14 protein-coding genes are annotated in these 17,823 nt (G+C 53.1%); 13 read left to right on the top strand and 1 reads right to left on the bottom strand.

Features of this window, described 5'->3' with window-relative positions:
• The first annotated feature begins 32 nt into the window (after positions 1-32).
• Both metH and LOK74_RS11300 read left to right on the top strand, forming a co-directional pair.
• Positions 33-3,497: a methionine synthase gene (gene metH, locus LOK74_RS11305; protein WP_230046724.1), complete on the top strand. Its 3,465-nt coding sequence runs from the start codon at positions 33-35 to the stop codon at positions 3,495-3,497.
• Positions 3,498-3,535: 38 nt separating this feature from the next.
• On the top strand, positions 3,536-5,416 hold the full coding sequence (locus LOK74_RS11300; RefSeq protein ID WP_230046723.1) for a bifunctional homocysteine S-methyltransferase/methylenetetrahydrofolate reductase: 1,881 nt from the start codon (positions 3,536-3,538) through the stop codon (positions 5,414-5,416).
• Between the two features lie 158 nt (positions 5,417-5,574).
• Here LOK74_RS11300 and LOK74_RS11295 read toward each other — a convergent pair whose 3' ends face one another.
• Complete coding sequence (locus LOK74_RS11295) at positions 5,575-6,165, bottom strand: mismatch-specific DNA-glycosylase (protein WP_420908762.1); 591 nt, start codon at positions 6,163-6,165, stop codon at positions 5,575-5,577.
• A 167-nt stretch (positions 6,166-6,332) separates the two neighbouring features.
• Here LOK74_RS11295 and LOK74_RS11290 point away from each other — a divergent pair, with 167 nt between their 5' ends.
• The 11 genes from LOK74_RS11290 (at position 6,333) to LOK74_RS11240 (ending at position 17,788) form a co-directional block, all read left to right on the top strand.
• Positions 6,333-6,800 (top strand): PAS domain-containing protein, encoded by a 468-nt coding sequence (locus tag LOK74_RS11290; protein WP_230046721.1) that lies wholly within the window; start codon positions 6,333-6,335, stop codon positions 6,798-6,800.
• A 101-nt stretch (positions 6,801-6,901) separates the two neighbouring features.
• On the top strand, positions 6,902-8,014 hold the full coding sequence (locus LOK74_RS11285) for a sigma-54 interaction domain-containing protein (RefSeq protein ID WP_230046720.1): 1,113 nt from the start codon (positions 6,902-6,904) through the stop codon (positions 8,012-8,014).
• 329 nt (positions 8,015-8,343) lie between these two features.
• Positions 8,344-9,540 (top strand): thiolase family protein, encoded by a 1,197-nt coding sequence (locus LOK74_RS11280; RefSeq protein WP_230046719.1) that lies wholly within the window; start codon positions 8,344-8,346, stop codon positions 9,538-9,540.
• Positions 9,541-9,641: 101 nt separating this feature from the next.
• On the top strand, positions 9,642-10,790 hold the full coding sequence (locus LOK74_RS11275; protein ID WP_230046977.1) for an acyl-CoA dehydrogenase family protein: 1,149 nt from the start codon (positions 9,642-9,644) through the stop codon (positions 10,788-10,790).
• A gap of 319 nt (positions 10,791-11,109) precedes the next feature.
• A complete protein-coding gene (locus LOK74_RS11270) occupies positions 11,110-12,312 on the top strand; it encodes an acyl-CoA dehydrogenase family protein (protein ID WP_230046718.1) in 1,203 nt (400 codons plus the stop codon).
• Between the two features lie 49 nt (positions 12,313-12,361).
• Complete coding sequence (locus tag LOK74_RS11265; RefSeq protein WP_230046717.1) at positions 12,362-13,432, top strand: phosphotransferase family protein; 1,071 nt, start codon at positions 12,362-12,364, stop codon at positions 13,430-13,432.
• A 99-nt stretch (positions 13,433-13,531) separates the two neighbouring features.
• A complete protein-coding gene (locus tag LOK74_RS11260; RefSeq protein ID WP_230046716.1) occupies positions 13,532-14,305 on the top strand; it encodes an SDR family oxidoreductase in 774 nt (257 codons plus the stop codon).
• A gap of 91 nt (positions 14,306-14,396) precedes the next feature.
• Positions 14,397-14,849: a MaoC family dehydratase N-terminal domain-containing protein gene (locus LOK74_RS11255; RefSeq protein WP_230046715.1), complete on the top strand. Its 453-nt coding sequence runs from the start codon at positions 14,397-14,399 to the stop codon at positions 14,847-14,849.
• Complete coding sequence (locus LOK74_RS11250; protein WP_230046714.1) at positions 14,846-15,265, top strand: MaoC/PaaZ C-terminal domain-containing protein; 420 nt, start codon at positions 14,846-14,848, stop codon at positions 15,263-15,265. Before LOK74_RS11255 ends, LOK74_RS11250 begins: the two co-directional genes overlap by 4 nt.
• A gap of 96 nt (positions 15,266-15,361) precedes the next feature.
• Positions 15,362-16,120 carry an SDR family NAD(P)-dependent oxidoreductase gene (locus LOK74_RS11245; protein WP_420908761.1) on the top strand — a complete coding sequence of 253 codons (759 nt, stop codon included), beginning with the start codon at positions 15,362-15,364 and terminating at the stop codon, positions 16,118-16,120.
• Positions 16,121-16,174: 54 nt separating this feature from the next.
• The gene (locus LOK74_RS11240) at positions 16,175-17,788 is read left to right on the top strand and encodes a long-chain-fatty-acid--CoA ligase (protein ID WP_230046712.1); all 1,614 of its coding nucleotides are present in this window, start codon (positions 16,175-16,177) and stop codon (positions 17,786-17,788) included.
• Positions 17,789-17,823 lie beyond the last annotated feature (35 nt).

Here is a 17,823-nt window from a genome sequence, read left to right as displayed (position 1 = left end):
CTACGAGCCAAGTCTCATGAAAAGGAGTAGAGATGGTGAAACCGACACGATTTACGGAACAACTACAGCGAAAGATCCTGGTCCTTGATGGAGCGATGGGGACCATGCTTCAGCAGGCCAATCTCAGCGCGGCCGACTTCGGTGGAGAGGAATACGAGGGGTGCAATGAGTTGTTAAACCTGACTCGTCCTGACGTGATCCGGTACATCCACGAGAAGTATCTGGAAGCGGGTGCCGATATCATCGAGACCAACACATTTGGCGCCACCAATGTGGTTCTCGCAGAATACGACGTGCAGGAGAAAGATATGGAGATCAATATCGCGGCTGCCAGGATTGCCCAGGAAGCGGCAGCAGCCTACTCAACGCCAGACTGGCCGCGCTTCGTCGCCGGTTCGATGGGACCGACGACCAAGACCCTCTCGCTGACTGGTGGTGTCACTTTTGAAGAGTTGGTCGAAGCGTATTGCCGACAGGCGAAGGGCTTGATCCTTGGAGGTGTTGACGTCCTCCTGTTGGAGACGGCGCAGGACACCTTAAACGTAAAGGCAGCAGGCATCGGGATTCGGCAGGCATTTGCCGAGTTGGAGCGGGAAGTGCCGGTGATGATCTCCGGTACAATCGAGCCGATGGGTACGACGCTGGCTGGTCAGAATATTGAGTCATTCTATATCTCCATCGAACACTTAAATCCGGTCACGATCGGGTTGAACTGCGCGACAGGGCCCGAGTTCATGCGTGATCATTTGCGTACGTTGTCACAGTTGGCGCAGTGTGGCGTCAGTTGTTACCCCAATGCCGGACTGCCCGATGAGGACGGACACTATCATGAATCGCCGCAGGGATTGGCCGCCAAAATGGCTGCCTTCGCTGAACGCGGCTGGTTGAATGTCGCTGGCGGCTGCTGTGGAACGACTCCCGAACATATCCGCGCGCTGTCAGAGGCATTAAAGGGATACAAACCGCGTGGTCAGGCTGCCCCGCATCTCAGCGCTGTCTCCGGTATCGATGTGGTGTATGTGGAGGAAGACAATCGGCCGCTGTTGGTTGGAGAGCGTACCAATGTTATCGGCTCGCGAAAGTTCCGCCAGCTGATAGCGGACGGCAAGTACGAAGAAGCGTCTGATATTGCGCGTGCCCAAGTGAAGCGCGGGGCCCAGATCATCGACATCTGTCTGGCCGACCCCGACCGGGACGAATACGCCGATATGGAGCAGTTCCTGCAATACGCGGTAAAAAAAGTAAAAGCTCCGCTGATGCTGGACTCGACTGACGCCAAGGTATTGGAGCTAGGGCTGAAGCATTCACAAGGGAAAGCGATTATCAACTCGATCAACCTGGAGGATGGAGAGGAGCGCTTTGCCCAGGTGGTCCCGCTGATCCACACATACGGTGCGGCAGTCGTAGTGGGGACGATCGACGAACAGGGGATGGCGGTTACCCGGGAGCGAAAACTGGAGGTCGCCAAACGCTCCTACGACCTGTTGGTCAATCGCTACGGGGTTCATCCACAGGATATCATCTTTGATCCGCTGGTCTTTCCGGTGGGTACAGGGGATGAGCAGTACATCGGTTCTGCACTGGAGACAGTTGAGGGGATCCGCTTGATCAAACAGGCGATGCCGGAGTGCAAGACAATCCTCGGCGTCAGCAACGTGTCATTTGGGCTGCCGCCGGCCGGTCGGGAGGTGCTGAATGCCGTCTACCTCTACCATACGACGCGAGCTGGATTGGATTACGCGATTGTCAACACGGAAAAGCTGGAACGATACGCATCGATTCCAGAGGACGAGCGTAGGCTGGCGGAAGCCCTGCTGTTTGAGACCAATGATCAGACATTGGCCTCCTTTACCGAGTTTTACCGACAGAAAAAGCAGACGGTGAAAGTGGAGACCTCTACGCTGAGCCTAGAAGAGCGGTTGGCCCGCTATGTGGTAGAAGGCTCAAAAGACGGGTTGATTCCTGATTTGGAAGAAGCGCTCAAGAAGTATGCGCCACTAGAGATCATCAATGGTCCGCTGATGGCCGGGATGGAAGAAGTGGGGCGTTTGTTTAACGACAATCAACTGATTGTTGCCGAAGTGCTGCAGAGTGCGGAAGTGATGAAGGCGTCTGTTGCCTTTCTGGAACCGTTTATGGAAAAGACGGAGAGTTCGTCAAAAGGCAAAATCCTCTTGGCCACCGTAAAAGGGGATGTGCACGATATCGGGAAAAACCTGGTGGAAATCATCCTCGGAAACAACGGTTACGAAGTCGTCAACCTGGGGATCAAGGTACCGCCGGAACAGTTGATTGCCGCCTGTCGCAGAGAACAGCCCGACTTGATTGGTTTGTCCGGACTGCTGGTGAAGTCGGCCCAGCAGATGGTGATCACCGCTCAAGATCTGCGAACGGCAGGGGTCGATGTCCCGCTGATGGTGGGTGGAGCGGCACTGACTCGCAAGTTTACGCAGACGCGGATCGCCCCGGAGTACAGTGGTGTGGTCGTCTACGCCAAAGATGCGATGGACGGACTGGAGCTGGCCAACAAGCTGCAGGACCCGCAGGCTCGGTCCCAATTGCAGCAGGCGATCCAGGAGGAGCAGGAAAAAGCGGCTGCGCAGGCAAGTGGAGGGGCAGCTCCGGGGAAAACGACTGCATCGATCAAGCGTTCTCCGATCAACCGGACCGGTCCTGTATTCACGCCGCCGGATCATGACCGACATGTCCTGCGCGACTATCCCATCAGCTATCTGCAGCCGTATCTCAACCTGCGGATGTTGCTGGGCAAACACCTGGGCGTGCGCGGCAACGTAGAGAAACTGCTCGCTGATGGTGACAAAAAGGTTACTGAGATCTACGCCGTGGTGGAAGATCTGCTCGCTTCGGCAAGAGAGTCAGGATTGATCCGGGCTCATGGCATGTACCAATTCTTTCCGGCACAGGCTGACGGTGACGATATCCTGATTTACGACCCTGCCAATACGTCTCGTGTCCTGGAGCGATTTAGTTTCCCGCGCCAGCCGTCGGAGCCTTATCTCTGCCTGTCCGACTTCTTGCGTCCGGTAGAGAGCGGCGAGATGGACTGCGTCGGGTTTCTGGCAGTAACGGCCGGACAGGGGATCCGCCATCAGGCGGAAGGGTGGAAAAATCAGGGGGAGTATCTACGCTCACACATCTTGCAGGCGCTGGCTCTCGAGCTGGCCGAGGCGTTTGCCGAGCGGATCCACCATGTGATGCGGGACGTCTGGGGCTTCCCCGATTCAGCAGACATGACCATGGCAGAGCGGTTCGGTGCCCGCTATCAAGGCATACGTGTCTCATTTGGCTATCCCGCCTGTCCCAACCTGGACGATCAAGAGAAGCTGTTCCGCTTGCTGAAGCCGGAGGATATCGGCATCCAGTTGACAGACGGATTTATGATGGATCCGGAAGCGTCTGTTTCGGCGATGGTGTTCGCCCATCCGGAAGCTCGTTATTTTAACGCTGTGCCTGTTGCAGTGGAAGCAAACGAGTAAGGGACAGACAGAAAAGGATTGTGGGGGGAAGGGAAACCATGGGGAAGAAACCACCGCTACTCGATTACCTGAAAGACAACCTGCTGATCGGCGACGGGGCGATTGCCACTCAACTGTATCAATTGGGAGTCCCGGTCGGTGTCAGTTTTGAGGAGATGTGTCTATCTAATCCCAAGCTGGTGTACGAGGTGCACGCGTCGTATTACAGAGCGGGCTCCAGACTTTTGGAAACCAATACGTTTGGGGCCAACCGGGAGAGTTTGGGCCGCTACAATCTGGAGAACAGAGTGACGCGGATCAACCGGGCTGCTGTGGCGATTGCGAAGGAAGCGGCAGAAGATGATGCCTACGTAGTCGGCAGCATCGGTTCGATCGTAGCCGGTCGGGTACTCAGCCAGCAGTTGGACGGATACCGGGATCTGTTTGAAGAACAAGCGACAGCGTTGCTGCATGCTGGTGTGGACGGTTTGATTCTAGAGACCTTTCTCGATCTTGAGGAGTTGCTGCTTGCGGTCTCTGTCGTGCGTTCGCTGACGGATGTGCCGATCATCGCTCAGTTGGCCACACTGGAAGTAGGGCGGACGCGGGACGGCTATACGTTGACAGAAGCGTTTCAGCAAGTCAGTCAGGCAGGCAGTGACATCGTCGGCTTGAATTGTCGATTGGGACCGGCTGAGGTGCTGCGTTCCTTTGAGACAACGGTGGTGCCGACAGATATACAGATATCTGCTTTCCCTAACGCCGGCAGGTTAGGTTTGTCCGATGGGGAATATGCTTACAAATCATCGCCCGAATACTTTGGCGAGAGTGCGCTGAGGCTTCGCGAGCAAGGTGTGCGCTTGATCGGCGGCTGCTGCGGCACGACACCGGCCCACGTGCAGGCGATCGCGCAAGCTATGCAGGGACTTCAGCCGCTGCCCCGCATCAATCCGCAGTTCTCACCACAGGATCGGGAGTCACTGTCGATCCGCAGTGTCAAGCAGCGGCAAAAGCCTAGTATTGTCGACCTGGTCAAACAGCGACATACGGTGATTGTTGAGTTGGACCCGCCAAAAGATTTGGACATCGATCACTACCTGCAGGGATGTTGTGAGCTGCACAAGGCAGGGGCGGATGCGATTACCCTGGCTGACAACTCGTTGGCTAATGTACGGATGAGCAACATGGCATTGGGAGCGATTATGAAGAGTCAGTTTGGAGTCGATCCGCTGGTGCATATCGCCTGCCGAGACCGCAATCTGATCGGGCAACAGTCTCATCTGATGGGTCTGCATGCGTTGGGGATCGATCAGGTGCTCGTTGTTACCGGTGATCCGTCGCGTTTTGGCGATCTGCCGGGAGCAAGCTCGGTCTTTGATGTCACATCGTTTGATCTGATCCGCATGGTCAAGCAGTTAAACGAAGGCTACTCTTTCTCTGGCCGACCATTGAAGCAACAAGCCCAGTTTATTGTTGGCGCAGCCTTTAACCCGCATGTTCGCCGCATTGAGGCAGCAGTGCAGCGGCTGGAGCGCAAGGTAGAGGCAGGGGCCGATTTTATCATGACCCAGCCAGTCTACGACAGCGAGACGATCGAACTGATTTATCAGGCGACTAAGCATATTCCGATCCCGATCTTTCTCGGGATCATGCCGCTGACAGGTTGGCGCAACGCGGAATTCCTGCATAACGAAGTCCCCGGCATCAAGCTGTCAGCGGAAGCGCTCAACCGAATGAGGCTGGTGGAAAAGGGAGAGGCAGCCCGACGCGAGGGAATCGCCATGGCCAAGGAACTTCTCGATGTAGCGATGAAGCATTTCAACGGGATCTATCTGATTACACCGTTCAACTACTATCAAATGACCGTCGAGTTGACGGAATACGTCCTAGAGAAGTCGCTGCATGAGGAGGTTACGGCGGGGAAAGTGGTTGGTTCGTGATGTTTTGCCTGTTGTGAGAGCATCACGGAGCGGCAACACCTATGCCGTTGTATAGGACGGCACCGCCAGGAGCCTGGCCGATCTGATTTTTCACTGTGCCGACGCATGCTGTTATAGTAGTAATGCAAGGACCGTCAGGGCGTTTCCTGACGGCCTTTTTATTCGCTACCCATTGCACTATCTGCCAGCAAGCCTTTGTGACGCAGTACCTCGTACAGCTCGCCAAACATGGCCAACCGCTCTTCCCGTGTGTAGTTGGCGTTGGCACCACTGGTAGAGGGGATTACGAACAGATGACAGCCCGGCCACTCCCGGGTGCCAAAAAAGAGGTCATCCTGCAGGCCCAGTGCGATCGGACCTTTCTGTTTACCGGTCGCATGGCGAAAGGCAGTCACACCGTTAAAGCAGACGAGGCGTGGTTGGTACGTTTGCACCATCCGTACGAAATCGGCAGCTCCCTGCGCGAAGTCATCCTGTGTTAGATCACCTGAGGAACGGGTGGGTCGGGCGACCAGATCGGTGATGCCATATCCGTAATCAAGCAGTTGGGCCGTCTCTTCCGGCTGCAGTTGATACGGTGTCAACCCTCCTTCATACAGACCTCTCCAGAACAGGTTGGCCGGATTGGCATAGTGGTACCCTTTTGTTGCGGAAACCCTGCCGGGATTAATCCCGCAAAACAGCACGTTCAGACCACGTTTGATGTAGGTAGGAAGCCATTTTTCCGAGAAATCCTGCAATCCAAGCACCCTCCTTTCCGCTTTTAGTATACAGGACAGGGTGGAGGCAGCGGAATGGAACCAATTGTTGACGATTCAAGAATGAATTGGATAAGATGAAAGATAAGTTTGAAAGTTCAGTAAACCTCAGCGCGTGTTAGAACGGAAAATCCTTGAGGCAAAGGAGGTCGCAGGGAATGGCCCAGCTTGGTGATTGGATGGAGACGATCCCTTTTCCCGTCCTCGTAACCGATCCGAGTGGTATGATTGAGTGCTCTAATGCACAGTTTGCCAAACGGTTTCCAAGCTTGACTGACAAGCGGAATTTCAGGGATTTGTTTAACAAGTGGGAGGAAATAGGGAACCATCTGCTCACGGTTGACTTCCAGGGAGACCTGTATCTGTTGCTTTCTCATCCCATCACAAGCCAAGGGAAAGAAATGATCTTGTACCTGGTGAGCGATGGTTCCCTCGTTTCGCATTTGCAGCAAAAGATTGCTGAGTTGGATAAGCTGAATCGGGAACTGGACGCGATCATTGAGAACTCGTACGATGCCATCTACATCACCGATCACAACGGAACGACCTTAAAAACAAACTCCGCCATTGAACGGATCACCGGCATCCCGAAAGAGTACTATTACGGCAAAAATACCAATATCTGATGCACAGGGGCATTTTAAGGGATTCTGTTACCTTCAAGGTGCTGGAGCAGAGACGTCCGGTTACGGTTGTGCAGCACAATTATGCGGGCAAGGAGACCCTAATGACCGGGACGCCGGTATTCAACGAAGTGGGAGAGATCGAGAAAGTAGTCACCAATATCCGTGATCTCACGGAACTGAACGAACTGCATGATCAACTGAACAAGGCGCTGCAGTTGAACGATCAATACCGAAAGGAACTGGAGAAGCTCAAGAAAAAGGCTCGTCGTGATCCGGATGTCATTTTGCAAAGCAAGCAAATGCTGGAGATTTACGAGATGGCTGATCGGATCGCCGATGTTGACGCCACTATTTTGATCCTTGGTGAGACGGGTGTCGGCAAGGACGTTTTGGTTCGCCACATTTACCGCGCAAGCAGCCGATTTGAGACAGGGGAATTGATCAAGGTGAACTGTGGAGCTATCCCGCACGATTTACTGGAATCGGAGTTGTTTGGATTTGAACCGGGGGCCTTTACCGGTGCCAGCCGATCCGGGAAGCCGGGGTTGTTTGAGTTGGCGCACAAAGGGGCGCTCTTTTTGGACGAGGTGGGCGAGCTGCCGCTGTCGCTTCAGGTAAAACTGCTGCGGGTCTTGCAGGAAAAACAGATCCAAAGAGTAGGTGGGATCAAACCGAAGCAGGTAGATGTACGGCTCATTGCCGCCACCAATCGCAATCTGAAGGAGATGGTGGAAAAAGGGACGTTTCGGGAAGATTTGTATTATCGTTTACATGTGATCCCGATCTCTATTCCGCCTCTGCGTGAACGAAGAGAGGATATCTTGCCACTGGTTCAGTATTTTTTCAAGCATTTTCAGGAGAAGTATCGAATCACAAAAGAGTGTCACCGAGAAGTGAAAGATTTTTTCTACCATTACCAGTGGCTCGGCAACGTGCGGGAATTATCCAATCTGGTGGAACGGTTAATCTTAACCGTTCCTGCCAAAACGATTACCCTAAAAGACCTGCCCTGCGAATATCGGGAGACGGAGAATCGAAAAAGGGAAGTGAAGTCGCTACAGGATGCGATTGCACGGGCTGAATACGAAATGCTAGCCAATGCGGTGAAACGATTTAACAGCACCTATAAAATCGCGGAAGAATTAGGGACCAGTCAGGCCACCATTGTCCGCAAACTGAAAAAATACCGCCTGCAGACGTCTGCACGGCAGTGAAAGAAGGCACTTGTTATGAATGTGCCTTCTTTTTTTTGGTCTGTTATTGTGCACCGCTGCCATACCGGTATAGAACGAAGGAGTCGTTCAAGGAGGCGAGGAAAGAAAGATCATTTTTGATACACGAATGAATGAGTTAATACATAAATGACTTAATACGTACCTGTTTCCCCGTTATTCATTTTCCTGAGCGGCCTTTGTTGATACCTGAGTTCACGGTGTACGTATTTGCAGTTTGGCCTCTTGGCATCATCCTTGCAAATGGATCCTGAACAGGTGAGAGCAGATCACGGCATGGAGCGGGATAGCGAGTGAGATGACGTTCTGGAATGGAGGGAGAGCGAGTGGTATCGGAAGTCGTCATTGTATCAGCGGTACGGACCGCGATCGGAAAGTATGGAGGCAGTCTGAAAGATATCCCCTCGGGCACGCTCGGAGCAACGGTCATTGCGGAAGCAGTACGCCGAGCCGGGATATCCCCGGATCTGGTGAACGAAGTGATCATGGGAGAGGTCCGACAGACATCGGAATCATCCAATATGGCAAGAGTAGCTGCTCTAAGGGCTGGTATACCTGAAACCGCAACCGCTTTCACCGTGAATCGGCTGTGTGCATCCGGGATGCAGGCAATCGTCTCCGCCGCCCAGCAAATCGCCTTTCGTCAAGCGGAAATCGTCGTGGCCGGCGGTGCGGAAAATATGAGTCGCGCCCCTATCTATTTGCGTAATGCCCGGTTTGGCGAGGGGAATCCGGTACTTGTCGATTCCAATCTGGAGAATGGACAACAGCCAAATGAGAGATATGGCTCCCGGCTCGGGATGGGCATGACGGCGGAGCATGTAGCGGTTAAGTACGGCATTGGCAGAGAGGAACAAGATGCCTTTGCCCTGAAGAGTCAGGAAAAGGCGGCAGCGGCCATGCGAGGCGGCATTCTTCGAGAAGAGATTGTGTCGGTCGAGGTCAAGCAAAAGAAACAAACCGTTTTCTTTGACACAGACGAGTTCCCACGAACAACCTCGATGGTACAATTGGCGGCCCTGAAGCCAGCGTTTAAGCCGGATGGGACGGTTACCGCGGGAAATGCGTGCGGGCGAAATGATGGTGCAGCCGCCCTGGTTTTGATGGCTCGCGAAAAGGCGGAGCGACTGGGTGTGAAGCCGATGGCGAGAATCATCGACTGGGCATGTGCCGGAGTATCACCCAAGATCATGGGCATCGGACCTGTTCCGGCTGTGCACAAGCTACTGAAGCGCACGCAAATGACATTGTCTGATTTCGGTCTGGTTGAACTAAATGAGGCGTTTGCCGCCCAAGCTCTTGCGGTGATCCGAGAATTAGGACTGGATCAGGACCGTGTAAATGTGAACGGGGGAGCAATCGCATTGGGCCATCCGCTAGGCGCTACCGGAGCCAGAATTGTCACCACGCTGCTGCATGAAATGATGCGGCGGGGAGAATCGTTAGGATTGGCTGCATTGTGCGTCGGCGGGGGACAAGGAATGGCCGTTGCGATGGAGTTGCTCTAGAACCTACTGGAGACATACGCGAAAGCAGGAGGGTGGGAAGTAAATCAAGCAGGGGGTTTCAGGAGTACAGCAACCTGTAGAAAGGAGCTATAACTGGCATGATGAATTTTCAACTGCCGGATGAGATTGCACTAGTCAAGCAAAATGTGCGCCAGTTTGTGGAACAGGAAGTGGAGCCGGTTGCCATGGGGGTTGAGGAGAACGATGAAATTCCAGAACGGATTCTGCAGATGTCAAAAGAACTGGGGTTGTTCGGCCTCAGCATACCGGAAGAATACGGCGGACTTGGGATCGGCATGATCGACAGATGTGCGATCTATGAGGAATTGGGCCGTACACATAATGGCTTCACATCTGTGATCGGGGCGCATACCGGCATCGGATCGGTTGGAATCGTACAATTTGGCAATGAACAGCAGAAACAAAAATACCTGCCTCGGATGGCCTCAGGAGAATGGATCGGGGCGTTTGCCTTAACCGAGCCCAGTGCGGGGTCCAATGCGACCAATCTGAAAACCACGGCGATAAAAAAAGGAGACAAGTACCTGCTGAACGGCTGCAAACATTATATCACCAATGCACCCATCGCTGATCTCTTCACAGTTATGGCGGTGACCGATCCATCCAAAGGGGCCAAAGGAATCACCTCCTTTCTCGTAGAGAAGAATCTACCTGGCTTTCATGTAGGCAAAAAGGAAAAGAAGATGGGACTGAGAGGCTCCCATTCAGCCGAGATCTTTTTTGAAGATTGCGAGGTGCCGGCAGAGAACGTACTCGGGGCAGAAGGAGGCGGTTACGTCAACGCGCTGAAAATTTTGGCGAATGGCAGGGCAGGTCTGGCTGCACGCAATCTAGGGTCCAGTGAGAAGTTGCTTGAAATGTCGATTGCATTTGCCAACGAAAGAGTCCAGTTCGGCAAGCCCATTCTCGAGCAGCAGATCATTCAGCATTACTTGGCTGAGATGGCCCTGGACATTGAGTCGCTGAGGTGGTTGACCTACCGGGTCGCCTGGATGGTTGACCAGGGAATGAACGTGATCAAAGAGGCCGCGATGGTAAAGCTGCTCGGCTCAGAGGTGTACAACAAGGTGGCTGACAAGGCGGTGCAGATCCACGGAGGGATCGGGTACATAGCCGAATACCCGATCGAGCGTTTCTACCGCGATGCCCGTATTTCCAAAATTTACGAAGGGACATCCGAGATTCAGAAAAATATTATCGCGGCTCAACTGAAGAAGCAGTATCTCTAAAGTGGTACCAGCATAAAGGGAGTAACAGTGCTGTACATCCCCTAATTCGTCAAGCAACCCTTTGATGGAGAGAACAGGATTGTCAGTCGGCACGGCTCACCTTTTTTATGGCAAAGAATTTAGGTTCTTGTCAGATTGACTCGAAAAATACCTACTGGCTGCATAAAGTTCGGGGGGATTATAATATGATTAAATAGTTCCAATTTTCCAAATAATACTGACCGGTAGGTATGTAGTGCTGCTCATGTCGATTGATCTGAGGAGAGGTCAATCGACATGAGCAGCAAATGGAAAACTCTCATGGTATAGGAGAGATACGATGAATTTCGAGTACTCTGAAAAGGTGCACAAAGTAAGAGAGCAGCTGATTCAATTTATGAATGAAGTTGTGTATCCAAATGAAAACGTTTACTACCAACAGCTGCGTTCGGCTGGTCGTTGGACTGTTCCTCCGATCATGGAAGAGATGAAGGAGAAAGCGAAGTCTGCCGGATTGTGGAACCTGTTTTTGCCCGAAACCGAATACGGTGCAGGTCTTACGAATCTGGAATATGCGCCATTGTGTGAGATCATGGGGCGTTCCACGATTGCACCCGAAGTCTTTAACTGCAGTGCACCAGATACAGGGAACATGGAGGTGTTGGTTCGCTACGGGACTAAGGAACAACAAGAACAGTGGCTAGTTCCCCTGCTTGCAGGCCGCATTCGCTCTTGTTTTTCCATGACGGAACCGGACGTCGCTTCATCAGACGCTGCCAACATTGAAGCGAATATCGTGAGAGATGGTGATCAATACATCATAAACGGCCGTAAATGGTGGTCATCCGGTGCCGGCGATCCCAGATGCAAGATCGCGATCGTCATGGGCAAAAGCGATACATCCGCTCCCAAGCATGAACAGCAATCTATGATCTTGGTTCCATTGGATACGCCCGGGGTTACCATTAAACGGCTGCTTCCGGTTTTTGGGTATGATCATGCCCCACACGGACACGCGGAAATAATATTTGATAATGTGTGCGTTCCCGCTGCCAACATGTTGTGGGGTGAGGGCAAAGGATTTGCGATTGCGCAAGGCCGTTTGGGGCCTGGACGCATTCACCACTGCATGCGTCAGATCGGAGTTGCCGAACGCGCACTTGAACTGATGGTCAAACGGGTGAAACAACGGGTCGCCTTTGGCAAGCCGCTTGCGGAACAAGGGGTGATTCAGGAGTGGATTGCGGACTCCCGTGCCGAAATAGAGCAGGCTCGTTTGTTGACCTTAAAGGCGGCCTATATGATGGATACGGCAGGGAATAAGGCGGCGATGAAAGAGATTGCCATGATCAAGGTAGTGGCGCCCAATGTCGCGCTCCGTGTACTCGACAGAGCGATCCAAGCACACGGGGGCGCGGGTGTAAGCGATGATTTTCCACTGGCTTCCATGTGGGCGCAATCACGTACGCTGCGACTGGCAGATGGGCCGGATGAAGTGCATCGCCGCACGATCGCCAAATGGGAACTGGCCGGGCATGAGTGAAACAATATCGCCTATGGCAAGACGGTTGGGAAGAAGGGATGTGAGGGGTGTGAGACAAGGAGGATCAAGAGAGACGATTCCGGTTCGGCCGGGGGAAGAATTGAATCTCCAACATGTGGAGCGCTTCCTGCGCGAACATATTGCAGATGTACCGGACGCACCGCTTGAGGTAGAGCAATTTCCTGCAGGCCACTCCAATCTAACTTATTTGCTTCGCAGTGGCGACTGGGAAGTAGTTTTGCGCCGTCCGCCGCTTGGACCAATCGCGCCTAAAGCCCATGATATGAAGCGAGAGAGTTGGATTTTGTCGCTGGTTCACCAAGTGTATCCACTGGCTCCTAAGCCGTATCTATTCTGTGAGGATGAAACTATCTTGGGAGCTCCCTTTTATGTGATGGAACGAAGGAAGGGGATGGTACTGGATCGCGAATGGCCGGATGGTGTGGCATACTCTCCCGAGCTGGGACAGCGAATCTCTGAATCGGTTGTTGAGACCCTTGTTGCCCTGCACGAGATCGATTGGCAGGCTGCTGGCCTTGGTTCGCTCGGGCGGCCGGAAGGCTTTATGGAACGGCAGGTTCATGGATGGATTGGACGATATGAACGATCCAAGACCGATGAGATCCCTGTGGTTGAAGAGACGGCAAAATGGATGTTGGAGCATCTGCCCGAATCTCCTCCAGCCACAATCGTTCATAACGATTACAAGCTGAATAATCTGATTTTGTCCACAGTTGATGCGGCACAAGTGGTGGCCGTGGTGGACTGGGAAATGACTACGATCGGCGATCCACTCTCCGATGTGGCGATCACGGTCAGCTACTGGGATGAGGTAGAGGATGCCGAGCAGTTGCGAAGCGGACTTACCTCTGTAACATCCCTGCCTGGCTTCTTTTCTCGTCGCGAGTTGCTGGAGAGGTACGCATCGAAAAGCGGACGCGACTTGACAGAAATTGATTTCTACCTAACCTATGCGTACTACAAGGTAGCGGTCATCTGTCAACAGATCTACTATCGCTGGAAGATGGGGCAAACGATGGACCCCCGATTTGAGCGTCTCGGAAAGGTCGCAGAGAATGTCATGCATCAAGCGCACCAGATTGCCATGCATGGATTCTAGCGGCTGTTATGGAAAAAATCATCTGATGCTTCGGCAACAGCTAAGAGAATCGGTGCTGTTGGCGATTTATCGGATTGGGTTGAACAGGAGGAGTGCTGCATGCGTATCCAAGAACTTTTTGATCTTCATGAAAAAGTGGCAATCGTCACCGGAGGCGGACGCGGTCTCGGTGAACAGATCGCGATGGGTCTGGCAGAGGCCGGCGCTGCTGTTGTGGTCTGCTCCCGGAAAAAGGGAGCGTGTGACGAAGTAGCCGAAAAAATCAAAGGATTAGGCCGACAAAGCCTGTCGCTTCCATGTGACGTCACGAATCCGGACGATGTGGAGCGCGTTGTGGAGGAAACAAAACGGGCATTTGGCAAGATTGACATACTGATTAATAATTCCGGGACTACGTGGGGGGCTCCAGTTGAGCAATACCCGTTGGAAAAATTTAATCAAGTGCTGCAAGTAAACGTAACGGGGTTGTTTTTAATGTCGCAGGCGGTGGGGCGGGAAATGGTGTCGCGACAATACGGCCGAATTGTAAACATCGCCTCCGTTGCCGGTCTGGTTGGCGGTGATCCTCGCTTTATGAATGCGATCGCCTACAATGCAAGCAAAGGAGCCGTGATCTCGTTTACCCGCGATTTAGCGATGAAATGGGCGCGACAGGGCGTTACGGTCAATGCAATCGCTCCCGGTTTCTTTCCAACAAAAATGTCATCGGGCCTGCTTCAGCAATTCGGGGAGCAGATCCTGGAACGGACGCCCATGGGACGCTATGGAGGGGAAACCGATTTGAAAGGAGCCGCTTTGTACTTCGCATCTGACGCATCTGCTTATGTAACAGGGCAAGTGCTTGCAGTTGACGGAGGGGTGACGGCGATGTAATGAATCGCCATCTGTAGATTTCTCCGTCGCTCGCCGCTGATCAGCGAGATCGTCTTGCATGCTGGTGCAATCCAAGAATGGGGGGATGAGGATGAGTTTGGACTTGTTTCAACCTTTTATCGGTGTCGAATCGGTACCGGTGAAAAATGAGGTGGAGAAAGGAGCAATCAAGAAGTTTGCCGATGCGATCGGAGACGCCAACCCGCTGTACCGTGATGAAGAGTACGCAAAGGCAAGCCGGTACGGCAGAATCATCGCACCGCCAACCTTTAGCCGTACGTTTGACTACGGTGAAATACCAGGCCTTCGCTTCAACAGGGAAGGGCTGATCCACGGGGAACAACATTTTGAATATCGGCAGCCAATCGGCGCAGGCGATGTACTCTATTGCTCGACCAAACTGGCGGACGCCTACCTCAAGGAAGGGAAACTGGGGCAGATGACCTTTCTGGTGTATGAGCAAAAAGGAGTGAACGAGTCGGGTGAGACGGTGTTCATAGCAAGATCGACTGTGATTTATCGAGGGAAAGGGGGAAGGTCATGAGCAGCAAAAGAATGCAGGTGGGAGACGAGATTGGACCGCTCGTCAAGCCGGCCGTCTCGAATACGCAACTCGTCATGTATTCGGGCGCGTCAGGCGATTACAACCCTATTCACACCGTGGAGGAGTTCGCCCAGCAAGCCGGTCTTGGCGGAGTGATCGTCCATGGAATGTTGACGATGGCGTTTGTAGGGCAACTGCTGACTGATACGATCGGAAACGATGGGGATCTGCTGACATTTGGTGCCCGGTTCACTGGCATGGTAAGACCGGGAGATGTCATCACGTGTGCAGGCCGGGTTATAGAGGCTGGAGTAGACGGGGAGAAGCAGGTTGTAACTTGTGAAGTGTGGGCGTCCACTCAAAAAGGAGATCAGGTAGTGATCGGCCAAGCGAAGTATACCATGCCTGTTGCCTAGCAAAAGGATCTTCCGCTTAATTCCCATACGTACGGTAAGACAGCGACATGACAGTGAGAGGCAAAACGTACAACAAAACCACGACTTGAGAGGAGAATGCACATGAGAGTAAAAGATCGGGTAGCGATTATTACCGGCTCCGGACGCGGCATAGGGGCGGCCACAGCCATCAGGCTGGCCGAGGAGGGCGCAAAGGTGACAGTCACAGATGTTGAACAGTCCACATGCGAGGAGACGGCGGCGGAGATCCGCAAAGCAGGCGGGGAAGCGATCGCGATCCCATGTGACATCACCAAACGTCAATCTGTAGAAGAGATGGTCCAAACGACGGTCGATACGTTCGGGCGACTTGACATCCTGGTGAACAATGCCGGCATCACCCGCGATAATCTGGTTCATAAAATGACGGATGACGATTGGGACGCTGTGATGAACGTTCACCTAAAAGGCTCATTCTACGCGGTGCAAGCCGCCCAGCGTCACATGGTCGAACAGCGATACGGAAAAATCGTCAACTTCAGTTCCACGTCTGCCTTAGGAAATCGGGGACAGCTCAATTACGCCACAGCAAAAGCGGGATTGCAGGGTTTTACCAAAACGTTGGCCATCGAACTGGGGAAATTCAATATAAATGTCAATGCTGTAGCTCCTGGATTCATCGAGACCGAGATGACAAAGGCAACCGCAGATAGAATGGGTATCGATTTTGAAGAGTTAAAGAAGGCTGCCGCCCAACGTTCCCCTTTGGGCAGGACGGGAAAACCGCTGGACATAGCCAATGCCGTTTTATTTTTAGTATCCGAAGAGTCAAGTTTTATTACCGGTCAAGTGCTTTATGTCCGCGGCGGCGTTTGATCAGAGGTCTCCAGTTTTCGCACTCTTGATACAGAGGGGAAGGGTGTTTGCCTCATGTCGAAGGTAACGGTCATGAACGGTTTGAGTCATGCCAAGGGGAAATCGTTTGCGGGCGAGCTGATGTCACTGCCGGAAATGCTTGATCGAACAGCAGCAGAGATGGGAGAGCAAACCGCGATCACATTCTATCACCTGCGATTGAGTTACAAACAACTGCAAGGGTTGACTCGACAGGTGGCCCATGCGTTGCATCAAATCGGTGTTCGAAAAGGCGACAGGGTGGGAATCATGCTGCCAAACTGCCCGCAGTATGTAGCAGCCTTCTACGGTGCTCTTCGGCGGGGAGCTATCGTCGTGCAAGTAAATCCGTTGTATGCGGAGCGGGAAATCGAGCATGTCCTGCAGGACTCGGGAGCAGAGGTCTTGTTTGTTTTCGCTGATCTGTATCCCAAGGTCCGCCGCATGGCCGCAGCCGGAAATCTAAAAAAAGCGATCCTCATATCGCTCGTTCCCTCCAAACAGGAGCTGTCGGGCGATTCCATCTCGTGGGATGATTTCCTGCGACTGGGCAGCCCTGTAGCGGATGAGACAGTTGATCCAGAGGAAGATGTGGCCGTTCTTCAATATACGGGAGGAACGACGGGACAGGCCAAGGGTGCCATGCTGACGCATCGAAATCTGGTGGTCAATGCCCAGCAGGGGATCGCACACGCAAGTGAACAACCGTTAACGCAGGGAGATAAAATCCTGTTGGTGATTCCGCTGTTTCACGTCTATGGGATGTCTTGCGCGATGAATATAGGCATCCTGACCGGCACGAACGTGATTCTCCTTCCGCGGTTCGATGTGCCTGAGGTGCTGGAGACGATAAAAGAGCATCAACCTACTTATTTTCCTGGAGTGCCCACGATGTACGTCGCCCTCAACTCGCATCCGGACGCCGACCGGTACGGGATTGACGCGATACGCGTTTGCAACAGCGGATCGGCACCGCTGCCGGTAGATCTGATCGGTTCGTTTGAAAGAAAGACAGGCGCCAACATGTATGAAGGGTACGGACTCTCGGAAGCTTCCCCAAGCACGCATGCAAATCCTCGCGACGGTACGAAAAAACTGGGGAGCATCGGTATCCCGCTGCCCGGAACAGAAGCCCGGATTGTCCATCTTTCGGACGGTACGCAAACCCTTCCAATCGGTGAAGCAGGGGAGCTGGTGATTCGCGGACCGCAAGTGATGAAGGGGTATTGGAACATGCCGCAAGAAACGGCCAGCGCCATTCGTGATGGCTGGCTCTATACCGGAGACATTGCCAAAATGGATGAAGATGGCTTCTTTTATATCTTGGATCGCAAAAAAGACATGATTATCGCCAGCGGATATAATGTGTACCCCCGTGAAGTTGAAGAAGTTCTCTACTCGCACCCCGGTGTTCTGGAAGCAGTCGTGGTAGGTGTCCCAGATGCGTACAGGGGAGAAACGGTCAAAGCATTCCTTGTTCTCAAGCCGGGACAAAGCGCGACACCGGAAGAAATAGAAGGATTTTGCCGACAGCATCTCGCTGCTTTTAAAGTGCCGCGGATGATTGAATTTCGTGATTCGCTCCCGAAAACGGCGGTCGGGAAAATCCTGCGGCGGGTCTTGGTGGAGGAAGCAAAGAACAAGCTGTAGCCGCATTTCACTGAATATTCCAATATAAAAGAGGG

The organism is Brevibacillus humidisoli, assembly GCF_020923435.1.
Classification (GTDB): domain Bacteria; phylum Bacillota; class Bacilli; order Brevibacillales; family Brevibacillaceae; genus Brevibacillus_E; species Brevibacillus_E humidisoli.
This window is presented reverse-complemented; position numbering and strand designations above follow the sequence as displayed.